Below are 16,886 nucleotides of genomic sequence, written 5' to 3' on the forward strand. Positions count from 1 at the left end.
GAATCAGATGGAGCCGGTCTCGGCGGTGGCCAGGGCCCTCAGGGCGAGGATGTACCCGTTGCTGCCGAAGCCGGTGATCGTGCCCAGGCAGATGGGGGCGACCACGGAATGGCGGCGAAAGTCTTCGCGCGCGTCCACGTTCGTCATGTGTACCTCGATCACGGGCAGGCGGACGCTGACTAGAGCGTCGCGGAGGGCGATGGAGTAGTGGGTAAGCCCGCCCGGGTTGATCACGATCGCGTTGGCCCAGCGGCGGTGTTCCTGGATCGCGTCGATGAGGACTCCCTCGTGGTTGCTCTGCAGCGTGCGCACCTCGATGTCCATCTGCGCCGCAGCCTTGAGGATGTCCTCGTCGATCTCCGCCAGCGGCTTCTTGCCGTAGAGCTCGGGCTCACGGAATCCCGTGAGGTTGATGTTCGGCCCGTGAAGCACGAGCACCTTCTTCTGTTCACCCGCCATTTGGCCCCTCCGGGGGTTCGGCTTCCTCAGCCAAGAGGTTTGGGATGCCGTCTTCGATGCGGAAGCGGTAGTGGCAGACCGGGCAGACGAGGCGGTCGCCCTGGAGGGCCAAGGCGGGCCGTTCGTCGCATCGGGGGCAGGCGAGGATCGCAAGCAAGTCCGGGTCGATCAACCGGCCACCTCGCGATACGCGTCCGCCGCGACCCGCGCCGAATCTGCCCAGTCGAAATCCTTGACCCGGGCCGCCCCCCGCTCTCGCATCGCAGCTAATTTACTCGAATCGGCCAAGAGCCCGGTGACGGCGCGTGCCCAGTCCGCAGGTTCGAAGCTGGGGCAGACCTCGGCCGCCCCTCCCGCCACCTCCGGCAACGCCCCACCGCGTGAACAAAGCACGGGGCACTCGCTGGCGAACGCCTCTAGCAGAGGAATTCCAAACCCTTCATGGCAGGATGGCGCGAGGTAAAGCGTGGCCCGCCGGTAGAGCGCTGCGAGCGTGAGGTCGTCCACATATCCGGTGAAGATCGCCCCGTCCGGCTCGGGGCTGCCCCAAGCCTTGCCGGTCAGGACAAGGGGGATTTGGGCCACCTTCGCCGCCTCTGCCGCCAGGGCCATGTTCTTCCTTGGCCAACGGGTCCCGACGCTCAGCAGGTACTGCTCGGGCAGGCCCAGGGGCCGGAGGATTTCCTCTGCTTCGAGCCGAGTCAGTCGGGGCCAGTCGTCGCGGAGCGCGTTGGGGGTCACCGCCGTTTTGCCGGCCGCGCCCGGCAGATAGCGCTCGATCTCCCCCCGGCTGGTCTCCGAGACGGTGAAGACCTTGGCCGCTCGCCGCACGGAACCGGGCAAACCCTTGCGGAGCAGGGCGCCGTCGCGGGCGGAGAACCATGCGGGATCGACGAAGAACGAGACGTCGTGGATGGTCGTCATCCCTGCCCGACCCGCCATCGGCGAGAGAAAGTACTGGGTGTGCAGCGCCTTCGCCGCCTTGCGGGCGGCCAAGGGGAACCGGACGAGGCTCCACCACCGCTCGCTGCCTCCCGGCACATGGAGCCAGGCGAAATCTTCCAGGGCGGGAATCCCGACAGGCTTCGGAGCGTTTGAAACGAGCAGGGCCTGCGAAACGAAGCCGATTCGGCGCAACCCGCCGATCAAACCGCGCCAATAACTGGTGTCCCCAGTCATGGTGCGGGTGGCCAGGCGGGCGTCTATCGCGACGGTGAAGCGCATCGTTCGCAGTCCATTACTAGGGCGATGGAACGGCGACCGGCCTCCATCCGCCTAAAATCTATACCGGAACAGCCATTATGCAAAGTCAGAAGTCCAGACTGATCCTCCTGGCGATCGTCGTGCTCGCCGTCCCGGCGGTCGCGATCTATAACGCGATGAACGCTCCGAAAGCGGGCGGGGAGCACGGGGGCGACGAGCATAAGCTTGAAGCCAAGAAGACGACCGAGGAGGAAAAGGCGGAGTCGAGCGAGCAACTCCGCGGCGCCTTGAAGAAGGCGCCCGTCGCCGTCATCGACGACACCAAGGGCTCGGAGGGGTTGGCCAAGAAGCCTACGATCCTCATCGAGAAGATGGTGGCGAACCGCCCAGCGCCCAACGACGCGGGCACCGCGATCCAGTGGTACAACAAAGACTCCCGATCGGCCATGAAGTCCGAAGAGAACTCCGCCTCACGCGGGGACTGACCGGCCCTGCGCGGCAGGTACGGTAGCGCCAATGCTCTCGGTTCAAGCGTCGCTCTGCTTCCTCCTTTGGATAGGGTGGGGCCTTTGGCAACGGCGTCGGGCGGAGGCCTGGCACCGGCGTTTCGCGTCGATGTCGCGGGGCAAGCTCGCCCTGTTGGGCTCGCTCGGCTTCATTTTCGGCGCCGCGCTGCTGTTCGGCGCCCTCTTTGGCATCTCGGCTGCGGGCGGCATCCAGGACGGCAGCCTGACGCCCTTGGCGTGGGCGGCGGTCGCGCTGACGGGGCTCGTCTTTGTCGCGAGCCAGACGGCGGCGGCCACGGCCCTTGTCCATCTGACGCAGCGCCCTGACACGGCCGAGCCCCACCGACCGTCCGACAACCAGGAGTCTTCAGTTTCGTGAAACCACGTCTTTATCTCGCTCTCGCCGTCCTCGCCTTGGCCGGGGGCGCCTTTGCCCAGCCGAAGGCCGATCCCGCGACCCAGGCGACCCGCATTCTGGAGAAGGTCCGCAAGCTCGACCTTCTCAACCAGATCGTGCCCGTCCTGCTGAAGCCGGACCAACTGCAGAAGCTCCTGACCCCGATCGAGAAGGCCCGCCAGGCCGATAAGCAGCTCCAGGCCAAGGAACTGGAAGAGATGAAGGCGATGGAGGCCAGGGTCGACAAGGCGATCGACGAAGCGAACAAGAAAGACCTCGTGCCGAGCCGCGAGCTGCTGGCGGATTTGATCAAGCTCTTCAAGAAGTTCGAGCTCCGACGGGCGGCGATGGTGCAGGAACAAACGGACAAAGTCTTCGCCTCGGTGAAGGAGGTGCTGGACGAAGGGCAGAGGAAGGCGGCGACCAACTCGCTCGACCCCAGCATCGGGGCCCAGGGCAAGGATCTGTCGAAGCTCACCGACGACGACAAGCTCCGCGCTTGGGTCCGTGTCGTACTTATGGACCCAATGACGTATGACATCCTGAAAGGACTGCTCAAAGAGAAGTCTTGATCGCGGCCAAAATTCTAGTGACTATGTCCCGTGCCCTCTTCCTCGTCGCCGCCCTGGTGCTCGCCTTCGGTTGCGCCAGCAACCCGGAGACGAGCGACGCGAAAAGCGCCCAATTGGGCGAGCCCGTGACGTCCACGTTCGGCGAGAAGCCTGAGGCCGCGCCGGAGGGGACTGTGTCGGGCGGGGCTGCGACCTCCTCAGAAAAGAATGCGGCCGAGGCACAGAAATCGCCGGAAGGGGACAAGCCGGTCGCGAAAGCCGAGGGGGGCGCGACCAAGACCCAGCCGGCAGGAACGGCCGAGAAAGGCAAGCCGGTCCACGCACTGATCAAGACGGCCCCGACCATGGAGGCCGCTCTCAAGCAGGTTTCCTCCGACGGCGTGGTGTTGCTCAAGTTCGAGGCGGACTGGTGCGCACCCTGCCAGTTGATGAAGCGCGAGGCGTTCCAGGACCAGGAAGTCGTAGACCGGTTGAAGAACACCGTCGTCGTCCTCATTGACGCTGACGACGAAAAGAACAACGAGGTGCAGCAGAAGTTCCAGGTTGCGAACCTGCCGACCTTGGTCTTCTTGGACAAGTCCGGCCACGAGTTCGCCCGCATGTTAGGCTATAACGACCTTTCCTGGTTCCGTTCCGAGCTCATCAAGGCGATGGCCAAGAAGGGCGCGTGAAGCCGACTTTCCCGGAGACGGCCGGGGAAGCATGGGTGAAGCGGTATGGCTCTCCGGCCCCGGAAGGGTTGCCGGACCTGGCCCCCTTCTTGAGCCACCGGTCTGTCCGACGCTTCGCGGCCCGCGAGGTTCCCGAGGTGGTTGTGGCCGCGTTGGTGGCGGCGGCGCAAAGCGCATCCACCAGCAGCAACCTGCAGCTTTGGTCGGTCGTCTCGATCCAAGACCCTGAACGGCGCGAACGAGTCGCGAAACTATGCGCCGACCAGGTCCAGGTCCGCGAAGCGGGATGGTTCTTCGCGTTCCTCGCCGACCACTATCGGATCCGGCGCGCGGCCTCTGCGGTAGGCGAGGCGACCGAAGGGTCGGACTACAACGAGTTCTTCACGATGGCGGTGATCGACGCGGCCCTGGCCACGGAGCGGCTGCTCTGCGCGGCCGAATCGATCGGCCTGGCCGGGTGCTACATCGGGGCATTGCGCAACGACCCGGAGGGCATCGCCGCAGAACTCGGCTTGCCGAGCGGGACGGCGGGTCTTTTCGGGCTCTGCCTGGGATACCCCGCCGAGCCCCTCACTGCTGAGATCAAGCCGCGCCTCGCCCAAGAGTCGATCTGGTTCCGCGAAACGTACGACCAAGAGGTCGCAGTCGCGGACTATGACGAGAGGATGGGCGCCTTCTACCGCGAGCAGAACATGAAGGGCGACGTCACCTGGTCCATGCGGAGCGGACGCCGCATGGACGAAGCGCATGTCGGGACGCGCAAGGCGCTGAAGCCGTTCCTCCAGCGCCAAGGCTTCGACCGGCGCTAACCGCCCGACTTGACCCGACGCAAGAAGCTCGGGATGTTCAGGTCAAGGTCTTCGATCTCGATGGGCGGGGCTTCGCGCCTCGTCCGCGCCACTTGCTCGTCGCTGTTCGTGCGCTGCGGCGCTTGGTCGAGGAACATCGAGCGGTCTTGCTGCTCGGGGGCGGCTTCTTCGAAGCCTGCCGCCAGGATCGTGACCTGGACGGTCTCGCCCATGCCCTCGTCCACGACGTGACCAAGGAACACGTTCGCATCCTCGACGTGGGTGAACCGCGCGAGATAGGCCATCGCGTCGGACACCTCGCCGATCGAGAAGTCCGGCCCGGCCGTGATGCTCACGAGCATGCGCTTGGCCGAGTTGATGCGCGTATCGAGCAGCGGCGAAGTGGCGGCCGCCTGGGCCGCGACCCGAGCGCGCTCTTCGCCGATGCCCGTGCCGATTCCCATCAAGGCGACGCCGGCGTCCTTCAGCACGGCGCGCACGTCGTTGAAGTCTACGTTGATCAAGCCTGGACGGGTGACGATGTCGCTGATGCCCTGGACGCCTTGACGGAGGACGTCGTCCGCCACCTTAAACGCGCTGCTGAGCGAAGTGGAGCGCTCGACGACTCCCATCAAGTTCTCGTTCGGCACGACGATGAGGGTGTCGCAGGCGGCCCTCATCCTTTCCAGGCCGGTGTGGGCGACCTTGCTGCGCTTCGGGCCTTCAAAGGCGAAGGGCCGGGTCACAACCCCGACCGTGAGGATGTCCATTCGGCGTGCGAGCTCTGCGATGACGGGGGCCGCGCCCGTACCTGTCCCGCCGCCCATGCCGGCCGTGACGAACACCAGGTCCGCCCCTTCAAGCATCTCTACCAGGGCGCGCTCCGAGTCCTTGGCTGCCTGCTCGCCCCGGGTGGGATCGCCGCCTGCGCCGAGTCCGCGCGTCTGGGAGCCACCGATCACCATCAGGGTCTCCGCGGGGTTGCGCTCGAGCACCTGTCGGTCCGTGTTCACCGCCACAAACGAGACGCCGCCGACGCCCGCCTCGACCATCCGCTCTACCGCGTTGCAGCCGGCACCGCCGACGCCGACGACCTTTATGACAGCGCGCGATTCGAAGAGGTTGAGTGGGCTCATGTCAGTTCCTTCATTAAGACCTGGGTTGGTCTAGGGTCAAGACGCATTCCGGGCCGGGCGAGTCGCAGGATGTTTTCCACAGGGAGCCTTTGGGGTGGTCGGGCGGGGTCCGGGCTTCGGGGGCAAGCTTCGCGAAACCCCGAAAGGGCGCTCTCGCAGCCATACTGTCGCCCATGGCTATCGCCATAGTCGGCATCGTCATGGGTTCCAAGAGCGACCTGGAGACCATGCGGGAGGCAGCGCGCGCTTTGGAGGAGTTCGGCGTGCCCTACGAAATGGACGTCACCAGCGCGCACCGCACCCCAGAGCGCATGGCGAAGTACGCCCAGACCGCGCGCGAACGGGGGCTTAAGGTCGTGATCGCAGGGGCGGGCGGGGCCGCGCACCTGCCGGGAATGGTGGCCGCCTACACATCCCTGCCCGTGATTGGCGTGCCCGTGCCATCGAAGGCGCTCTCGGGGCTCGATTCGTTGCTCTCGATCGTGCAGATGCCGGCTGGAGTGCCCGTCGCCACGGTGGCCATCGGGAACGCCCGGAACGCGGGGCTGCTCGCGGTCGCCATCCTCGCCGCCCACGATGCCGAGCTCGCGGAGAAGCTGGACGACTTCCGGCGGCGGCAGGCGCAAGCCGTGGTGGATTCGGCGAACGACCTTAGCTAAGGCCCGCCACCGAATCATGAAGCCGTCCGCCGTGCAAAATGGGGGCCGATGGCGGCGCAGATCCTGGACGGTAAGGCCCTTTCCCATACAGTGCGACAGGAAGTGGCCGAGAGGACAGCCGCGCTCCGAGCACAGGGAGTGGTGCCGAGGATCGAGGCGGTGGTGGCGGCCCAAGACCCTGCCAGCCTCGCTTACGTCCGCATGAAGCGGAACTGGGCTGAGAAGGCAGGCATGGAGAGCGGCTCCTTCGACGTGACCGCAGAGAGCAACACGGACGAAGTCCTGGCTCAGATCGACCGGTTGAACCACGACCCCAAAGTCCACGGGGTGCTCATTCAGCACCCGTTGCCGAAGCACATCGACGAGGACCGGTGTCTGGCCGCGCTCGATCCGGACAAGGACGTGGACGGCATCACCCCGACCTCGTTGGGGCGCTTGCTCGCGGGATTGCCCGGCTTCCGGTGCGCCACCCCCCTGGGCATCACGATCCTCCTGGCCGCGCACGGGGTCTCCCTGGAAGGCAAGCACGCGGTCGTGGTCGGGCGCAGCGTGATCCTCGGCAAGCCGGCCGCCCTCATGCTGCTCGAAGCGAACGCGACCGTGACCGTCGCCCACTCCCGGACCCGCGATTTGCCCGACCTGGTCCGCACGGCGGACGTCTTGGTGGCGGCCGTCGGCCGCGCGGAAATGGTGCGCGGCGACTGGCTCAAGCCCGGTGCCGTCGTGGTGGACGCGGGATACAACAAGGTGGAGGGCCGCAGCCACGACGTGGGCGACTGCCACTTCGAGGAGTGCGCGGCGGTGGCCTCCTGGATCACCCCGGTCCCAGGCGGGGTTGGCCCGATGACGGTGGCTTCTCTGCTTCGGAACACGGTCTTGGCGGCCGAACTTTCTCGATAACGAACCCTATGGGATTTGCCGGGCGTATACTCCGGACGCTATGCGAGCCCAGAAGCTCTCGTTCCTGACCCTTTTCGTGGTTCTCGTCTCCATGATGCTTTCGGGCTGCGGAGGCAGCAGTGGGAGCGTCGCCCGCTTTGTCCATGCCGTCGTCGACGGAGGGCGGTTCGACGTCCTCGTCAACGACCGCGTCGTCGCCTCCGATGTCCGGTTCCGCACGGCCACCCAGTACCTCGGCATCGATAGCGGCGCCGTTACGGTCAAACTCCGACAGACCGGCACCAGCACGATCGTCCTGACCCGCAACCTGACGGTCAACGCGGGAGACGAGTTCACAATCGTCTTCAGCGGGTTCGTGAACCCCGTCGGTGGGGAACCGTCCCTGCAAGCGAGGACCTTCAGCGACGACCGCTCCGAGCCGGACGAGAACAAGTACGAGGTTCGCGTGATCCACTCCGCGGGCTCGACGGACCTCTCCCCCGCCGACCTCTACATCAACCGCACCAACCAGAACCAGAACGGCACCAACCCCGTCTTCACGAACCTGGACTTCGGGGACGTGACGGGGTACCGCCAGTTCGACACGGGAACCCGTCGCATCATCGTCACGCAGTCGGGAAGCAAGGCGAACGTCTTCTATGACAGCCAGGGCGACGACGTCACCTTTGGCAACAAGTCGAAGCGGACCCTGGTACTCGTCGACGGGCCCGACGTCAATGAAATGGCGCGGCCCATCATCCTGGCCGACCGAAACTAGTTGAGCCCCCTGATCAGGTAATTGATCGATAAATTAGCCCTGGCATTGCGATGTCAGGGCTAATTCTGTGCATAATTAAGTTATGCAGATGCTTGATCCGTCAGGCGGCGCGGCACATGAAGTCGCGAAGCAGCTCTTGACCAGCCCTCGTGAACTGAAGACCTTCCTTGAGATCCCGTACGAAGAACTCGAGGAGCGCAACCTAGAGGCCAAGGCTCTGCAATTGGCCCGGACCCCGGACACGGAGCTCCAAGAGCGGTACCTGAAGTACCTCGCCGACGAGCGCCGGATCAAGGCGGTCACCGTCTTTTTCACGGACCTGGAAGGCCGGTTCCACTCGCTGGACTACGACAAGAAGTTCCTGCTGAAGGCGTGGGACAACCTCACCTTCGACGGGTCCAGCGTCCGCGGCTTCAGCGTCGTGAGCGAGTCGGACCTGCGCCTGGCGATCGACTGGGGCAGTTTCCGCTGGCTGCCGAGCGACGTCTTCGGCCCCGGCAAGGTCATCACTTTCGGCCTGATCCAGGACCGCGACGGGATGCCTTACCCGAGCGACATGCGCAGCCGGTTAAAGGCGCTGAGCGACGAGCTTGCCGTCCAGAACCGGGTCGCCAACGCCGCCGTCGAGTGCGAGGGCTTCCTCTTCGAGGGCCGCAACGCGGAGCAGAACTTCGACGTCGCCCAGGGCTTCTCGACCGTCCACACGGGCGGCTATTTCCACAGCCTCCCCTCGGACCCGCTCCGGGTCTTCATCGACCGCTTGGCCGAGGCGCAGCGCGCCCTCGGATTCGAGAATGAGAAGGACCATCCGGAGGTCGCGCCGAGCCAGTTCGAGCTGAACTACTCCTACACCGAGGCGCTGGTGGCTGCGGACCAGATCCAGCTTTACAAGCTCACCGCGCGACAGGTGGCCGCCTTGATGGGCCTCACCGCGAGCTTCCTGCCCAAGCCGGTGGCCGGCATCAACGGCAGCGGCATGCACACGAACCTCTCCATCAGCGAGAACGGCAAGAACCTGATGTTCGACGCGAAGGGCGAGGACCAGCTTTCGAAGTTCGGCTGGGGGTTCATCGACCGACTGCTGAACAGCGCGAACGACCTCTGCCTTGTGTTGAACCCCTCGGTCAACGCCTATCGCCGGCTCGACCCGAACTACGAGGCCCCGAACCAGATCAAGTCGTCCGCGGTCGACCGCACGTCAATGGTTCGGATCCCGCTGGGCAACGAGAAGTCAGCGCGGGTCGAGGTCCGCACCGTCGCGCCCGATGCGAACCCTTACTTGGCGCTCTACTGCCTCATCAAGACGGGGCTTGAAGGGCCGATGACCGAGAAGATCACGGCCGAAGCGCGCCGCACGCGCACCCGGTTCCTGCCGGACAACATTTACGACGCAATCCGCCACTTCAAGTCGAGCGACTACGTCACCAGGCTCCTGGGCGAAGGGGTGAAGTCGAAGTACGTCGAGCGGAAAGAGGCGGTCGCCCACCGTTGCCCGCGCGAGCTGGGCACGTTGATCAAGGAGCCGGAGATCCACTTCCACCACGAGGTGACGAACCAGTTCCTCTGGTCGAACTTCTAAGCGCCTTGACTAGTAGGCTTGGTAGTCGAAAGAGCAAGGTTTGCCTCCCGCGACATAGACTGCGGGAGGCAATCGCTTTTCCCTTAGGATTACTTGATGTACGCCCTTGACTGGTCTACATCCCAGTCCCAATTGGAGGGCCAGACACCCGGAGTGGTTGAGATTTGAACCTCAACTCTAAAGAACACGTTGTAGAGCTCGGTTTCCGGATCTGGGCTGCTCACGCCTATCATGTAGTCCCTCGCCGACGCTCCCTCGACCACCGCTTCAAGAGTCCGGAAGGTACGGCTGATAGTGCCATCTTCCGGGGTGACGCGTACCCACTCGAATTCAAGAGGGGCGACCTCCTTCAAGAGGTAAAGGATCTCCGTGCGGTTGCTCGGCAATGTGCTTCGAGAGGTCAATTTGAGAGCTAGGCCCGTAGCACTCGACTTCGCGCTGGATTCGACCCCGAACTTTCCGATGAAGACGAGGTAGGAGTTATCACTGACCTCTCCCGTCGGCACAGGGCCTCCATCGAACCGCACGAATTCCGCATCAGGAAACTTGGGCGACCCTTCGTCGTTCTCGGACGCGTTCGTGCCTAATGAAGGAGTTAATGTGGAAATGTTCACTCCCGTAACGACCTCGCCCGACGATCCTCGCAGGGGCAAGCGGGTGGTCCAGGTACTAGCGGCGGTGGTGGCGAAGGCCTTAGTGTTGTCCGTCTTGTTCCCGCCGAAAACGGGGTTGGTGCTCGTGTCATCGATGCCGGTCAGCGTGTGGGCGATGGTTGTCCCAAAGTCGGTGAACGCCTTGAGGTCGAGGACGGCGCCGTTCCACGGTGAGGCCGAAGGCAGCCAGACCCAGGGGTGCGGCCCGTTGCCGACGATCTTGCCGTCCGCGTTCGCCTGGGCCGGCATCCCGGTGAGGCCGGGCTCGCCGATGAACTCGAGCGTTGCGGTCGAGACCGTGTAGCGGAACGGTTGGGCGAGTTGAAAGGAGAAGACCCCCGGGTCCATGTAGCCGACGAGCACGCCGTTGTCGCCCACGTCGATCACGGTGCCGCTGCGGCCGCTCGGCCAGCCCGTGAGCTGGGTCGGGGCGTTGTAGTCAGAGATTCCAGAGTTGTATGTCCAGTAGCAGGGCACGCGATCTGATGCGTTGCTATTGCTGAAGACCTCGCCCCCGATGACGTTCGACGAGTTGATGCCGTTCGCCTTGCCGTAGGTGTAGCCGGCGGTATTGAGGGCGGTCACGCCCCCGCCAGACTCGTTGCGCCAATAGGGCACAGGCTGGGGGGAAGAGCTCCCTTGGGCGTGGAAGACCAGGCGTCCGGACTGGTTGATGTCGTTAGCCCAGCCAATCGTGCGCGAGTTTGGAAAAAGGGTAGTGTAGACGGTCGATGAGTCCGGCCAGTAGGCGGCCGAGACATCCCCCCCGGTGCTGGTGTTCCCTCTCCCGCTGAACGCGGTGCCGTTGGTCGAGAGGGCGGCGGCGTAGTCCGCCCCGGTGATCCGAGGGAGGAGCGTGACGGTCGTCCCGCTGAGGAACGCGCCTTTACTGTCTTGGCCGCCGGTCGATTTGTAGACGCGGAGGGCAAGCTTGCCGCCGGACGGGGCGAGCCGACCGGCCTCGGCGCGGTCGTAGCTCTCGCCGATGGTGGAGTTTTCAGTGAGCGAATAAAGGGCCGCGCTTTGCGCTTGGACGCCCCCCCCCAGTAAGAATACTGAGAAGGACGCACAGAGTCTTCGTTTTGTGCATGGGGTCATCCTGCAAGCCGATTGCGACTTGCGCCTGGACGCTGCCCGGGCTTTTACCGGGGAGTCAAGCGTTTCCATAAATTCTTACGGGAGGAACTGGCCGGCCGAGCGTTTCGGAAGCGGCACGAGCAGTGCCGAGCGGGCGGTGTCCGAGCCCGCGGGGAGCCAGGTCACGCCGAGTGCCCCGCGTCGGTTGATGAACGCTAGCTCCATGAGGTGGCCCTCGTCCCAGCCCACGACCTTGTCGGGAATGCGGACCATTCCCGTTTGGTGAGACCACAAGAACGTCGCTGTGTGAGAAGGACGGTCGTTGTACTTCCCGCTCATCACGTTGCGCTCGTCCAACGCCAGTCCAAGGCTGTCGTAGCGAATGGGAGTCCAGAGCCCTCCGTAGTCTCTGTAATAAGCCCAGATCGACAGCCCCAGCCCCATCGCACCCGCAGAGTTTCCAGCCGAGTTGATGGCGTTGGGGTAAGGCTGGCGGAACGCCCCGGGCGGCTTGGTGAGTTGCATCCCCTTGCCGGGCTCGTAGAAGAACGCCCAGTCCTCCCACTGCCCGTCCACGAGCTCGCCGACGGCCTGGCCATTGTCGTTGATGGCGGTGCCGCGGGAATAGGGAAGGCCGGGGTAGCCGCCGAGGTCGACGATGGTGCCGTCCGCCTTCCAGACGACGGCCTGGTTCTCGGTGAGGCTGAAGGAGTAGCCGACGACGTCGCCGTGCCGGTTGATCCCCGCCGCTCGAGAGTTCAAGTGGCCAGGTAAGGGCGGGAGCTTCTCGAACCCGTTAGCCTTGCTCCAGCGATAGGCGTAAATGTACGACTCCGTGTTCTGGTAGTAGCCGCAGACCCTGCCCTCCTGGACCCCGTAGCCAAAGCAATCCCAATACGGCTCGTTCGGCTCGACGATCTTGTACCCGTCCTCCGGGCTCCAGAGGAACGTCTTCCGCCCGACCCCGACGAGGTTCGCCTCCCCGACGATCCGGTTCTGGTCGTCGATGCCGTAGACCCGCTGCGGCCCCCACCGCCCGCCCGGAAGGTCGCCGCAGTCCACCATCCGGTACCAGTACTCAGGCGGAGGAGAGACGAGGCTCGCCAGATAAAAGGGCAAAAAGAGGCCGACCATCAGCCGTTTGTACTCCCAGACCGGGCCCATTCGTGCGGGCAAAGTCACCTGAAAGCCCTTCGAGCGAAACCGGGAGACATTTCGGGGGGCCGGTCCCGTTAATATAACAACGATGCCGCGCCCGCTCAACCTCGCCTTCCTTGCCCTGGCCAGCCTCGCCCTCGCCCAGGCGCCCCCAAGAGTCTCGCAGGAGCGCTTGCGCGACCACCTGGAGTTCGTGGCAAGCGATCTGATGGAGGGGCGCGACACGCCCTCCCGCGGCCTTGACGTGACCGCGCTCTACTTGGCGACCCAGTGCAAGCTCATGGGTTTGAGGTCGGTCTTGCCGGGCGGCTCCTACTGGCAGACGATCCCGCTTTCCCAGCCACGGGTCGAGGCCGACTCCTTGGTCTTCGAGGTGAACGGGAAGGCGCTACAGGCCGGCACCGACTATGCCCCGCGTCCGACCCAGGGGGCAGCGCAAGGCGAGATGGTCTATTTGGGGAACGGGTGGGTCGTGCCCGCGCAGCGACTCGACCCCTACCAAGGGGTGGATATAAAGGGGAAGATCGCTGTCGTCAACGGCCAGACGCCGGACGGCGTCTCCCTTCGCCGAGGGTCGCAAACCGACGCGGTCGCCCCGGCCCAGGCGGCGCTCCAGCGCGGGGCCGTGGCGATCGTGCAGATCAACCGGCTGCCCGGAGCCGCAAGCATTGAGTCCAGCTATCGCCAGGCCACGCAGTCTCGCCGCGCGAGTCCGCCGGGCGAACCCGGAGGGGCGACGATTCCGACCGTCACGATGACCCAGGCGGCGGCTGACGCGGCCTTTGGGCAGGGCGCCGCAAACGGCGAGATGAAGCCCGGCACCAAACTGGGCAACGGCCGGCTTGAGATCAAAGTGACGGGCACGGACGTCCGGACGCAGAACGTGGTGGCGGTGATCGAGGGGCGCGATCCTCAGCTCAAGGGCGAATACATCGCCATCGGCGCGCACTACGACCACTTGGGCCTGGCGAACCAGGGCGAGGACCGAGTCTTCAACGGGGCCGACGACGATGGTTCCGGCACGGTGTCGCTCCTCGAGATCGCGAGGGTCTTGAGCTTGCCCGAGAACCGTCCCAAACGCTCGGTCGTCTTCGTTTGGCACACGGGCGAGGAGAGAGGGCTTTGGGGCTCGGACTTCTTCACGAAGAACCCGCCTTTCCCGCGGGAGAACATCGTCGCCCAGCTGAACATCGACATGATCGGCCGGTCCCGCACGAGCCCCGACCCAGACCCGAAGTTTCCGCGCCTCACGGCGCGGAACGAAGTGCACGTGGTGGGTGCGCGCCGCCTGAGCACCGAGCTCGGCGACGTGATCTGGGCCGTTAACAAAAAGACGTTCAACCTTTCCTTGAACACGGCCTACGACGCGCCGGACGATCCTGAGCGGATCTACTTCCGCAGCGACCACTACAACTATGCGCGGTATGGCATCCCCGTCGCGTTCTTCTTCAGCGGCATCCACGAGGACTACCACCGGGTCTCGGACGAGGTCGAGAAGATCGACTTCGTAAAGATGGCGGACGTGGCGCAGACGGTGGCGATGGTTGCCAAAGAGCTTGGCAACCGCAAAGACCGGCCGAAGGTCGATAAACCGATCGAGGGTGGCCGGTAGGAAAAGCCCTCTCTCCACCCGGCCACGGGACCATAGGTGTGTCGTACACCCCCCCACACCCCGAAAATGACAAGCTTTCGCGTGTAGGTGCGGTCGATCGGCATCCCGCGGCGCTGTAGGCCGTTAGGCCCACGTCCGGTGGGCGATTCGCGTTAACACGCTATGTGTTTATAGAACTCCTAGCTCTTACAATGGCGTGGTCACACCACCACACCTCCTATGCAAGAAACAGTGATGTTCAGATAGTCTTCCAAATCTTTTATAACGACACAGGTGCCACGGTCGTTGTCGCCGCACATACCGCAACCAACACTCAAGCGTACATTAAGGAGGGCTCAGTAACGGAGAATCCGCCGGTTTGGCCCGATTGGCTTAAGCCGCTTGTATCGAATCAAGTCCAGGCTTCCAGAGAGTTCAACAGCATTAATGTGTTACCGTATTGGACGCTTAAGACCTGGGCCCTTTGGGATCACGAGTTTGGACACGAGATTTGGAAGTGGGTCGCTAGCGGGGACGACGAAGTGTCCATACGGCGGTACGCTTCGCTCTACACAAATGGACGGATCGACCGATCGCTGACCAGCGCAATACCGGACTGAGTTATGCATTGCCTCACGCTTCTCCTGCTGAACGGACTCCTATCCACACCACCAGATATCCTGCTTGTGTCGGCGTCGCCCATACCGGTCGACTTCAGCAAAAGCGTGTTCGCCAGGCTAGCGGCTGGCCGGCAGAATTCAGAGCCCTTGAACGACTGCCTCGTCGTGCAGGAATCTGGATCATTGCTCGTCGCTGCGCCTGACCTCGTCCTTCAGAAGGACCGCGCACAGTTGCTGGACGACTTGCGGTCTTTTCGCGTTGCTAAGCCGGAGAACGCTGTCCTGAGCCGGTCAGCCCTGCCTAAGAGTCTGCAAGATGTCGCAGATTTCTTGGTCGGCAGCCACCACCGACCAGGCCATCACTATGATGGGAGCAAGATGAGCGTTGCTGTCCTCCCCGCGTCAATAATGAAGTTTAAAAGGGGAGAGCGGGAGGTACGGTTGACTCTGACAAATCGTCCGACGAATGACGACCGCCAACGATTAGCCCAACAAGCCGCTAAGCTTGAACCTGGCGAGCGTCAAACAACACTGCCAGCTTGGCTGCAACTTCGAGACGGTAATCAGCTACAAGCTCTCTACTTCGCTTCCAATAGAGCTATGGTTCGCGAGAAGAGGTTGGCCTTGACGGCGGCCTTGTTGGAGAAGTTGGCGGCAATCTCGTCAGAGTGGACCAAGGATTACGAACGCGCTAAGGCAGACTGTGTGGCTGAGTTGTCCGCTGCCCGTGGCTGGTCTTCGCCCGGGGGCCAGCCCCAAGATCCGTTTGGCTCGCTCCCTTCGCAAACCCAAGAACTTTTACTGGCTGAAGCGCAGGGGAACTTTAAGGAGTGGGGGTTTGCAACGGAGACTGAGGCGTTCGAGTTTTTACAGAGTTCGGTCATTGTCAGAAACGAACTTGCACTGCAAATCTTTGTGGCCTTCGAGGGCCAGGCGCCCGGGGTGACCAGCATCGTGTTGCCTTAAAACGGAGGGTTGTTGTCGCTGAGCGAAGAATCGCTTGGCCAGCTATCGCGATTCCGCTCGAGCCAATCGCCCGGTTCTGAAGCGTTGCAGGGCGGCAAAAGACAGGCGGCGCGTCAGGGCACAACGTTCGGCATCGCCAGACCCATGAACGCCGCGATCCGCCCCAAGTCTGCCATCAGCGCCCGGTACTGGGAGGGGTCGAGGGCTTGGGAGCCGTCGCTGAGGGCGACCTTGGGGTTCGGGTGCATCTCCACCATCACGCCGTCCGCCCCTGCGGCGACCGCGGCGCGCGACATCGGGGCGACGTAGCGGGCGACGCCGGTGCCGTGGGAGGGGTCGACCACGACGGGAAGGTGGCTGTGCTCCTTGAGGACGGGCACCGAGGAGAGGTCGAGCGTGTTGCGCGTGTAGGTGCGGTCGATGGGCATCACCCCCCGCTCGCAGAGGATGACCTGGTCGTTGCCCTGGTTCAGGACGTACTCGGCCGCGAGGAGGAACTCGTCGATCGTGGCGCTGGGGCCGCGCTTGAGGAAGACCGGCTTCTTGCTCCGCCCCGCTTCGATGAGAAGCGGGAAGTTCTGCATGGACCGCGCCCCGATCTGCAGCATGTCGACGTACGAGGCGACGGTCTCCACCATGTCCGCACTCATCACCTCGCTGACGGTCGCCAGACCCGTTTCGTCCGCCACCTGCTTGATGATCTTCAGCCCCTCTTCGTGCAAGCCCTGGAAGGAGTAAGGCGAGGTGCGGGGTTTGAAGGCGCCGCCGCGCAGCACTTGGCCGCCGGTCTCCTTCACCAGGTCCGCCGCCGCGCGGAACTGCTCATAGCTCTCCACCGAGCAGGGGCCGCCGAAGACCACGAAGTGGCCGGGGCCGACCGCCACGTCCTTCGCCCTCACGGTCGTCGGTTTTGGCGTGAACTCCCGCGAGGCGAGCTTGTAGGGACTGGTCGTCTGGGTGACCTTGCTGACCCCCTCCAGGGTCGCCAGCGCCGCCTCCATGCCGATCCGCTCGTCGGGGGTGAGCGCCGCCGGAATGCCGACCGCCACCCGGTCTTCACCCGGGAGCGGCAGGGGGTCGAACCCCCGCTCCTTGATCACCGAACAGACCGCCTCGACCTGGTCTTGGGTCGCGCCGAACTTCATGACGATGATCATTCGAGCGCAAGGATACCGAGCCGGTGCCGCCTCCCCG

General features: G+C 64.1%; 18 protein-coding genes. 11 read left to right on the plus strand and 7 right to left on the minus strand.

Translation table 11 applies throughout. The features are described from left to right. Positions 1 to 3: 3 nt before the first annotated feature. Genes aroQ through KF733_03640 form a run of 3 tightly spaced genes read right to left on the minus strand, consistent with a single transcriptional unit; the run spans position 4 to position 1,683 of the window. Positions 4 to 459, minus strand: coding sequence for a type II 3-dehydroquinate dehydratase (gene aroQ, locus KF733_03630; protein QYK56576.1), 456 nt, complete (start codon positions 457 to 459; stop codon positions 4 to 6). Continuing rightward, a complete protein-coding gene (locus tag KF733_03635) occupies positions 449 to 631 on the minus strand; it encodes a hypothetical protein (GenBank protein ID QYK56577.1) in 183 nt (60 codons plus the stop codon). Before KF733_03635 ends, aroQ begins: the two co-directional genes overlap by 11 nt. Next, a complete protein-coding gene (locus KF733_03640) occupies positions 628 to 1,683 on the minus strand; it encodes a glycosyltransferase family 4 protein (GenBank protein ID QYK56578.1) in 1,056 nt (351 codons plus the stop codon). Before KF733_03640 ends, KF733_03635 begins: the two co-directional genes overlap by 4 nt. Before the next feature lie 77 nt (positions 1,684 to 1,760). On the opposite strand from KF733_03640, the gene KF733_03645 reads away from it, so the two are divergent. Genes KF733_03645 through KF733_03665 form a run of 5 tightly spaced genes read left to right on the plus strand, consistent with a single transcriptional unit; the run spans position 1,761 to position 4,617 of the window. After that, positions 1,761 to 2,147, plus strand: a complete 387-nt coding sequence (locus KF733_03645) for a hypothetical protein (protein QYK56579.1) — start codon at positions 1,761 to 1,763, stop codon at positions 2,145 to 2,147. Positions 2,148 to 2,178: 31 nt separating this feature from the next. Next, entirely contained in the window at positions 2,179 to 2,547 is a 369-nt protein-coding gene (locus tag KF733_03650; protein QYK56580.1) for a hypothetical protein, read from the plus strand. Further along, positions 2,544 to 3,137 (plus strand): hypothetical protein, encoded by a 594-nt coding sequence (locus KF733_03655; GenBank protein QYK56581.1) that lies wholly within the window; start codon positions 2,544 to 2,546, stop codon positions 3,135 to 3,137. The genes KF733_03650 and KF733_03655 overlap by 4 nt, the downstream gene beginning before the upstream one ends. 23 nt (positions 3,138 to 3,160) lie before the next feature. Beyond that, a complete protein-coding gene (locus tag KF733_03660) occupies positions 3,161 to 3,808 on the plus strand; it encodes a thioredoxin fold domain-containing protein (protein QYK56582.1) in 648 nt (215 codons plus the stop codon). After that, on the plus strand, positions 3,805 to 4,617 hold the full coding sequence (locus KF733_03665; GenBank protein ID QYK56583.1) for a nitroreductase family protein: 813 nt from the start codon (positions 3,805 to 3,807) through the stop codon (positions 4,615 to 4,617). The genes KF733_03660 and KF733_03665 overlap by 4 nt, the downstream gene beginning before the upstream one ends. Here the strand turns inward: KF733_03665 and ftsZ are convergent. Then, positions 4,614 to 5,732 (minus strand): cell division protein FtsZ, encoded by a 1,119-nt coding sequence (gene ftsZ / locus KF733_03670; protein ID QYK56584.1) that lies wholly within the window; start codon positions 5,730 to 5,732, stop codon positions 4,614 to 4,616. The genes KF733_03665 and ftsZ overlap by 4 nt on opposite strands. Positions 5,733 to 5,905: 173 nt before the next feature. On the opposite strand from ftsZ, the gene purE reads away from it, so the two are divergent. The 4 genes from purE (at position 5,906) to KF733_03690 (ending at position 9,627) form a co-directional block, all read left to right on the plus strand. Next, positions 5,906 to 6,391 (plus strand): 5-(carboxyamino)imidazole ribonucleotide mutase, encoded by a 486-nt coding sequence (purE, locus tag KF733_03675; GenBank protein ID QYK56585.1) that lies wholly within the window; start codon positions 5,906 to 5,908, stop codon positions 6,389 to 6,391. Between the two features lie 48 nt (positions 6,392 to 6,439). Further along, entirely contained in the window at positions 6,440 to 7,291 is an 852-nt protein-coding gene (locus tag KF733_03680; GenBank protein ID QYK56586.1) for a bifunctional 5,10-methylenetetrahydrofolate dehydrogenase/5,10-methenyltetrahydrofolate cyclohydrolase, read from the plus strand. Positions 7,292 to 7,331: 40 nt separating this feature from the next. Continuing rightward, positions 7,332 to 8,048 (plus strand): DUF4397 domain-containing protein, encoded by a 717-nt coding sequence (locus KF733_03685; protein QYK56587.1) that lies wholly within the window; start codon positions 7,332 to 7,334, stop codon positions 8,046 to 8,048. An 88-nt stretch (positions 8,049 to 8,136) separates the two neighbouring features. Beyond that, a complete protein-coding gene (locus KF733_03690; GenBank protein ID QYK56588.1) occupies positions 8,137 to 9,627 on the plus strand; it encodes a glutamine synthetase in 1,491 nt (496 codons plus the stop codon). 89 nt (positions 9,628 to 9,716) lie between these two features. On the opposite strand, the gene KF733_03695 is transcribed toward KF733_03690, so the two are convergent. Together KF733_03695 and KF733_03700 are read right to left on the minus strand one after the other, a co-directional pair. Further along, a complete protein-coding gene (locus KF733_03695) occupies positions 9,717 to 11,378 on the minus strand; it encodes a hypothetical protein (GenBank protein QYK56589.1) in 1,662 nt (553 codons plus the stop codon). Positions 11,379 to 11,453: 75 nt separating this feature from the next. Beyond that, on the minus strand, positions 11,454 to 12,491 hold the full coding sequence (locus KF733_03700; protein ID QYK56590.1) for a hypothetical protein: 1,038 nt from the start codon (positions 12,489 to 12,491) through the stop codon (positions 11,454 to 11,456). 112 nt (positions 12,492 to 12,603) lie between these two features. On the opposite strand from KF733_03700, the gene KF733_03705 reads away from it, so the two are divergent. After that, the gene (locus KF733_03705) at positions 12,604 to 14,127 is read left to right on the plus strand and encodes a M28 family peptidase (GenBank protein QYK56591.1); all 1,524 of its coding nucleotides are present in this window, start codon (positions 12,604 to 12,606) and stop codon (positions 14,125 to 14,127) included. A 746-nt stretch (positions 14,128 to 14,873) separates the two neighbouring features. Next, positions 14,874 to 15,692 carry a hypothetical protein gene (locus KF733_03710; GenBank protein ID QYK56592.1) on the plus strand — a complete coding sequence of 273 codons (819 nt, stop codon included), beginning with the start codon at positions 14,874 to 14,876 and terminating at the stop codon, positions 15,690 to 15,692. A gap of 113 nt (positions 15,693 to 15,805) precedes the next feature. Here KF733_03710 and aroF read toward each other — a convergent pair whose 3' ends face one another. Continuing rightward, positions 15,806 to 16,849 (minus strand): 3-deoxy-7-phosphoheptulonate synthase, encoded by a 1,044-nt coding sequence (aroF, locus tag KF733_03715; protein QYK56593.1) that lies wholly within the window; start codon positions 16,847 to 16,849, stop codon positions 15,806 to 15,808. Positions 16,850 to 16,886 lie beyond the last annotated feature (37 nt).

It is taken from the genome of Fimbriimonadaceae bacterium, assembly GCA_019454125.1.
GTDB lineage: Bacteria > Armatimonadota > Fimbriimonadia > Fimbriimonadales > Fimbriimonadaceae > JALHNM01.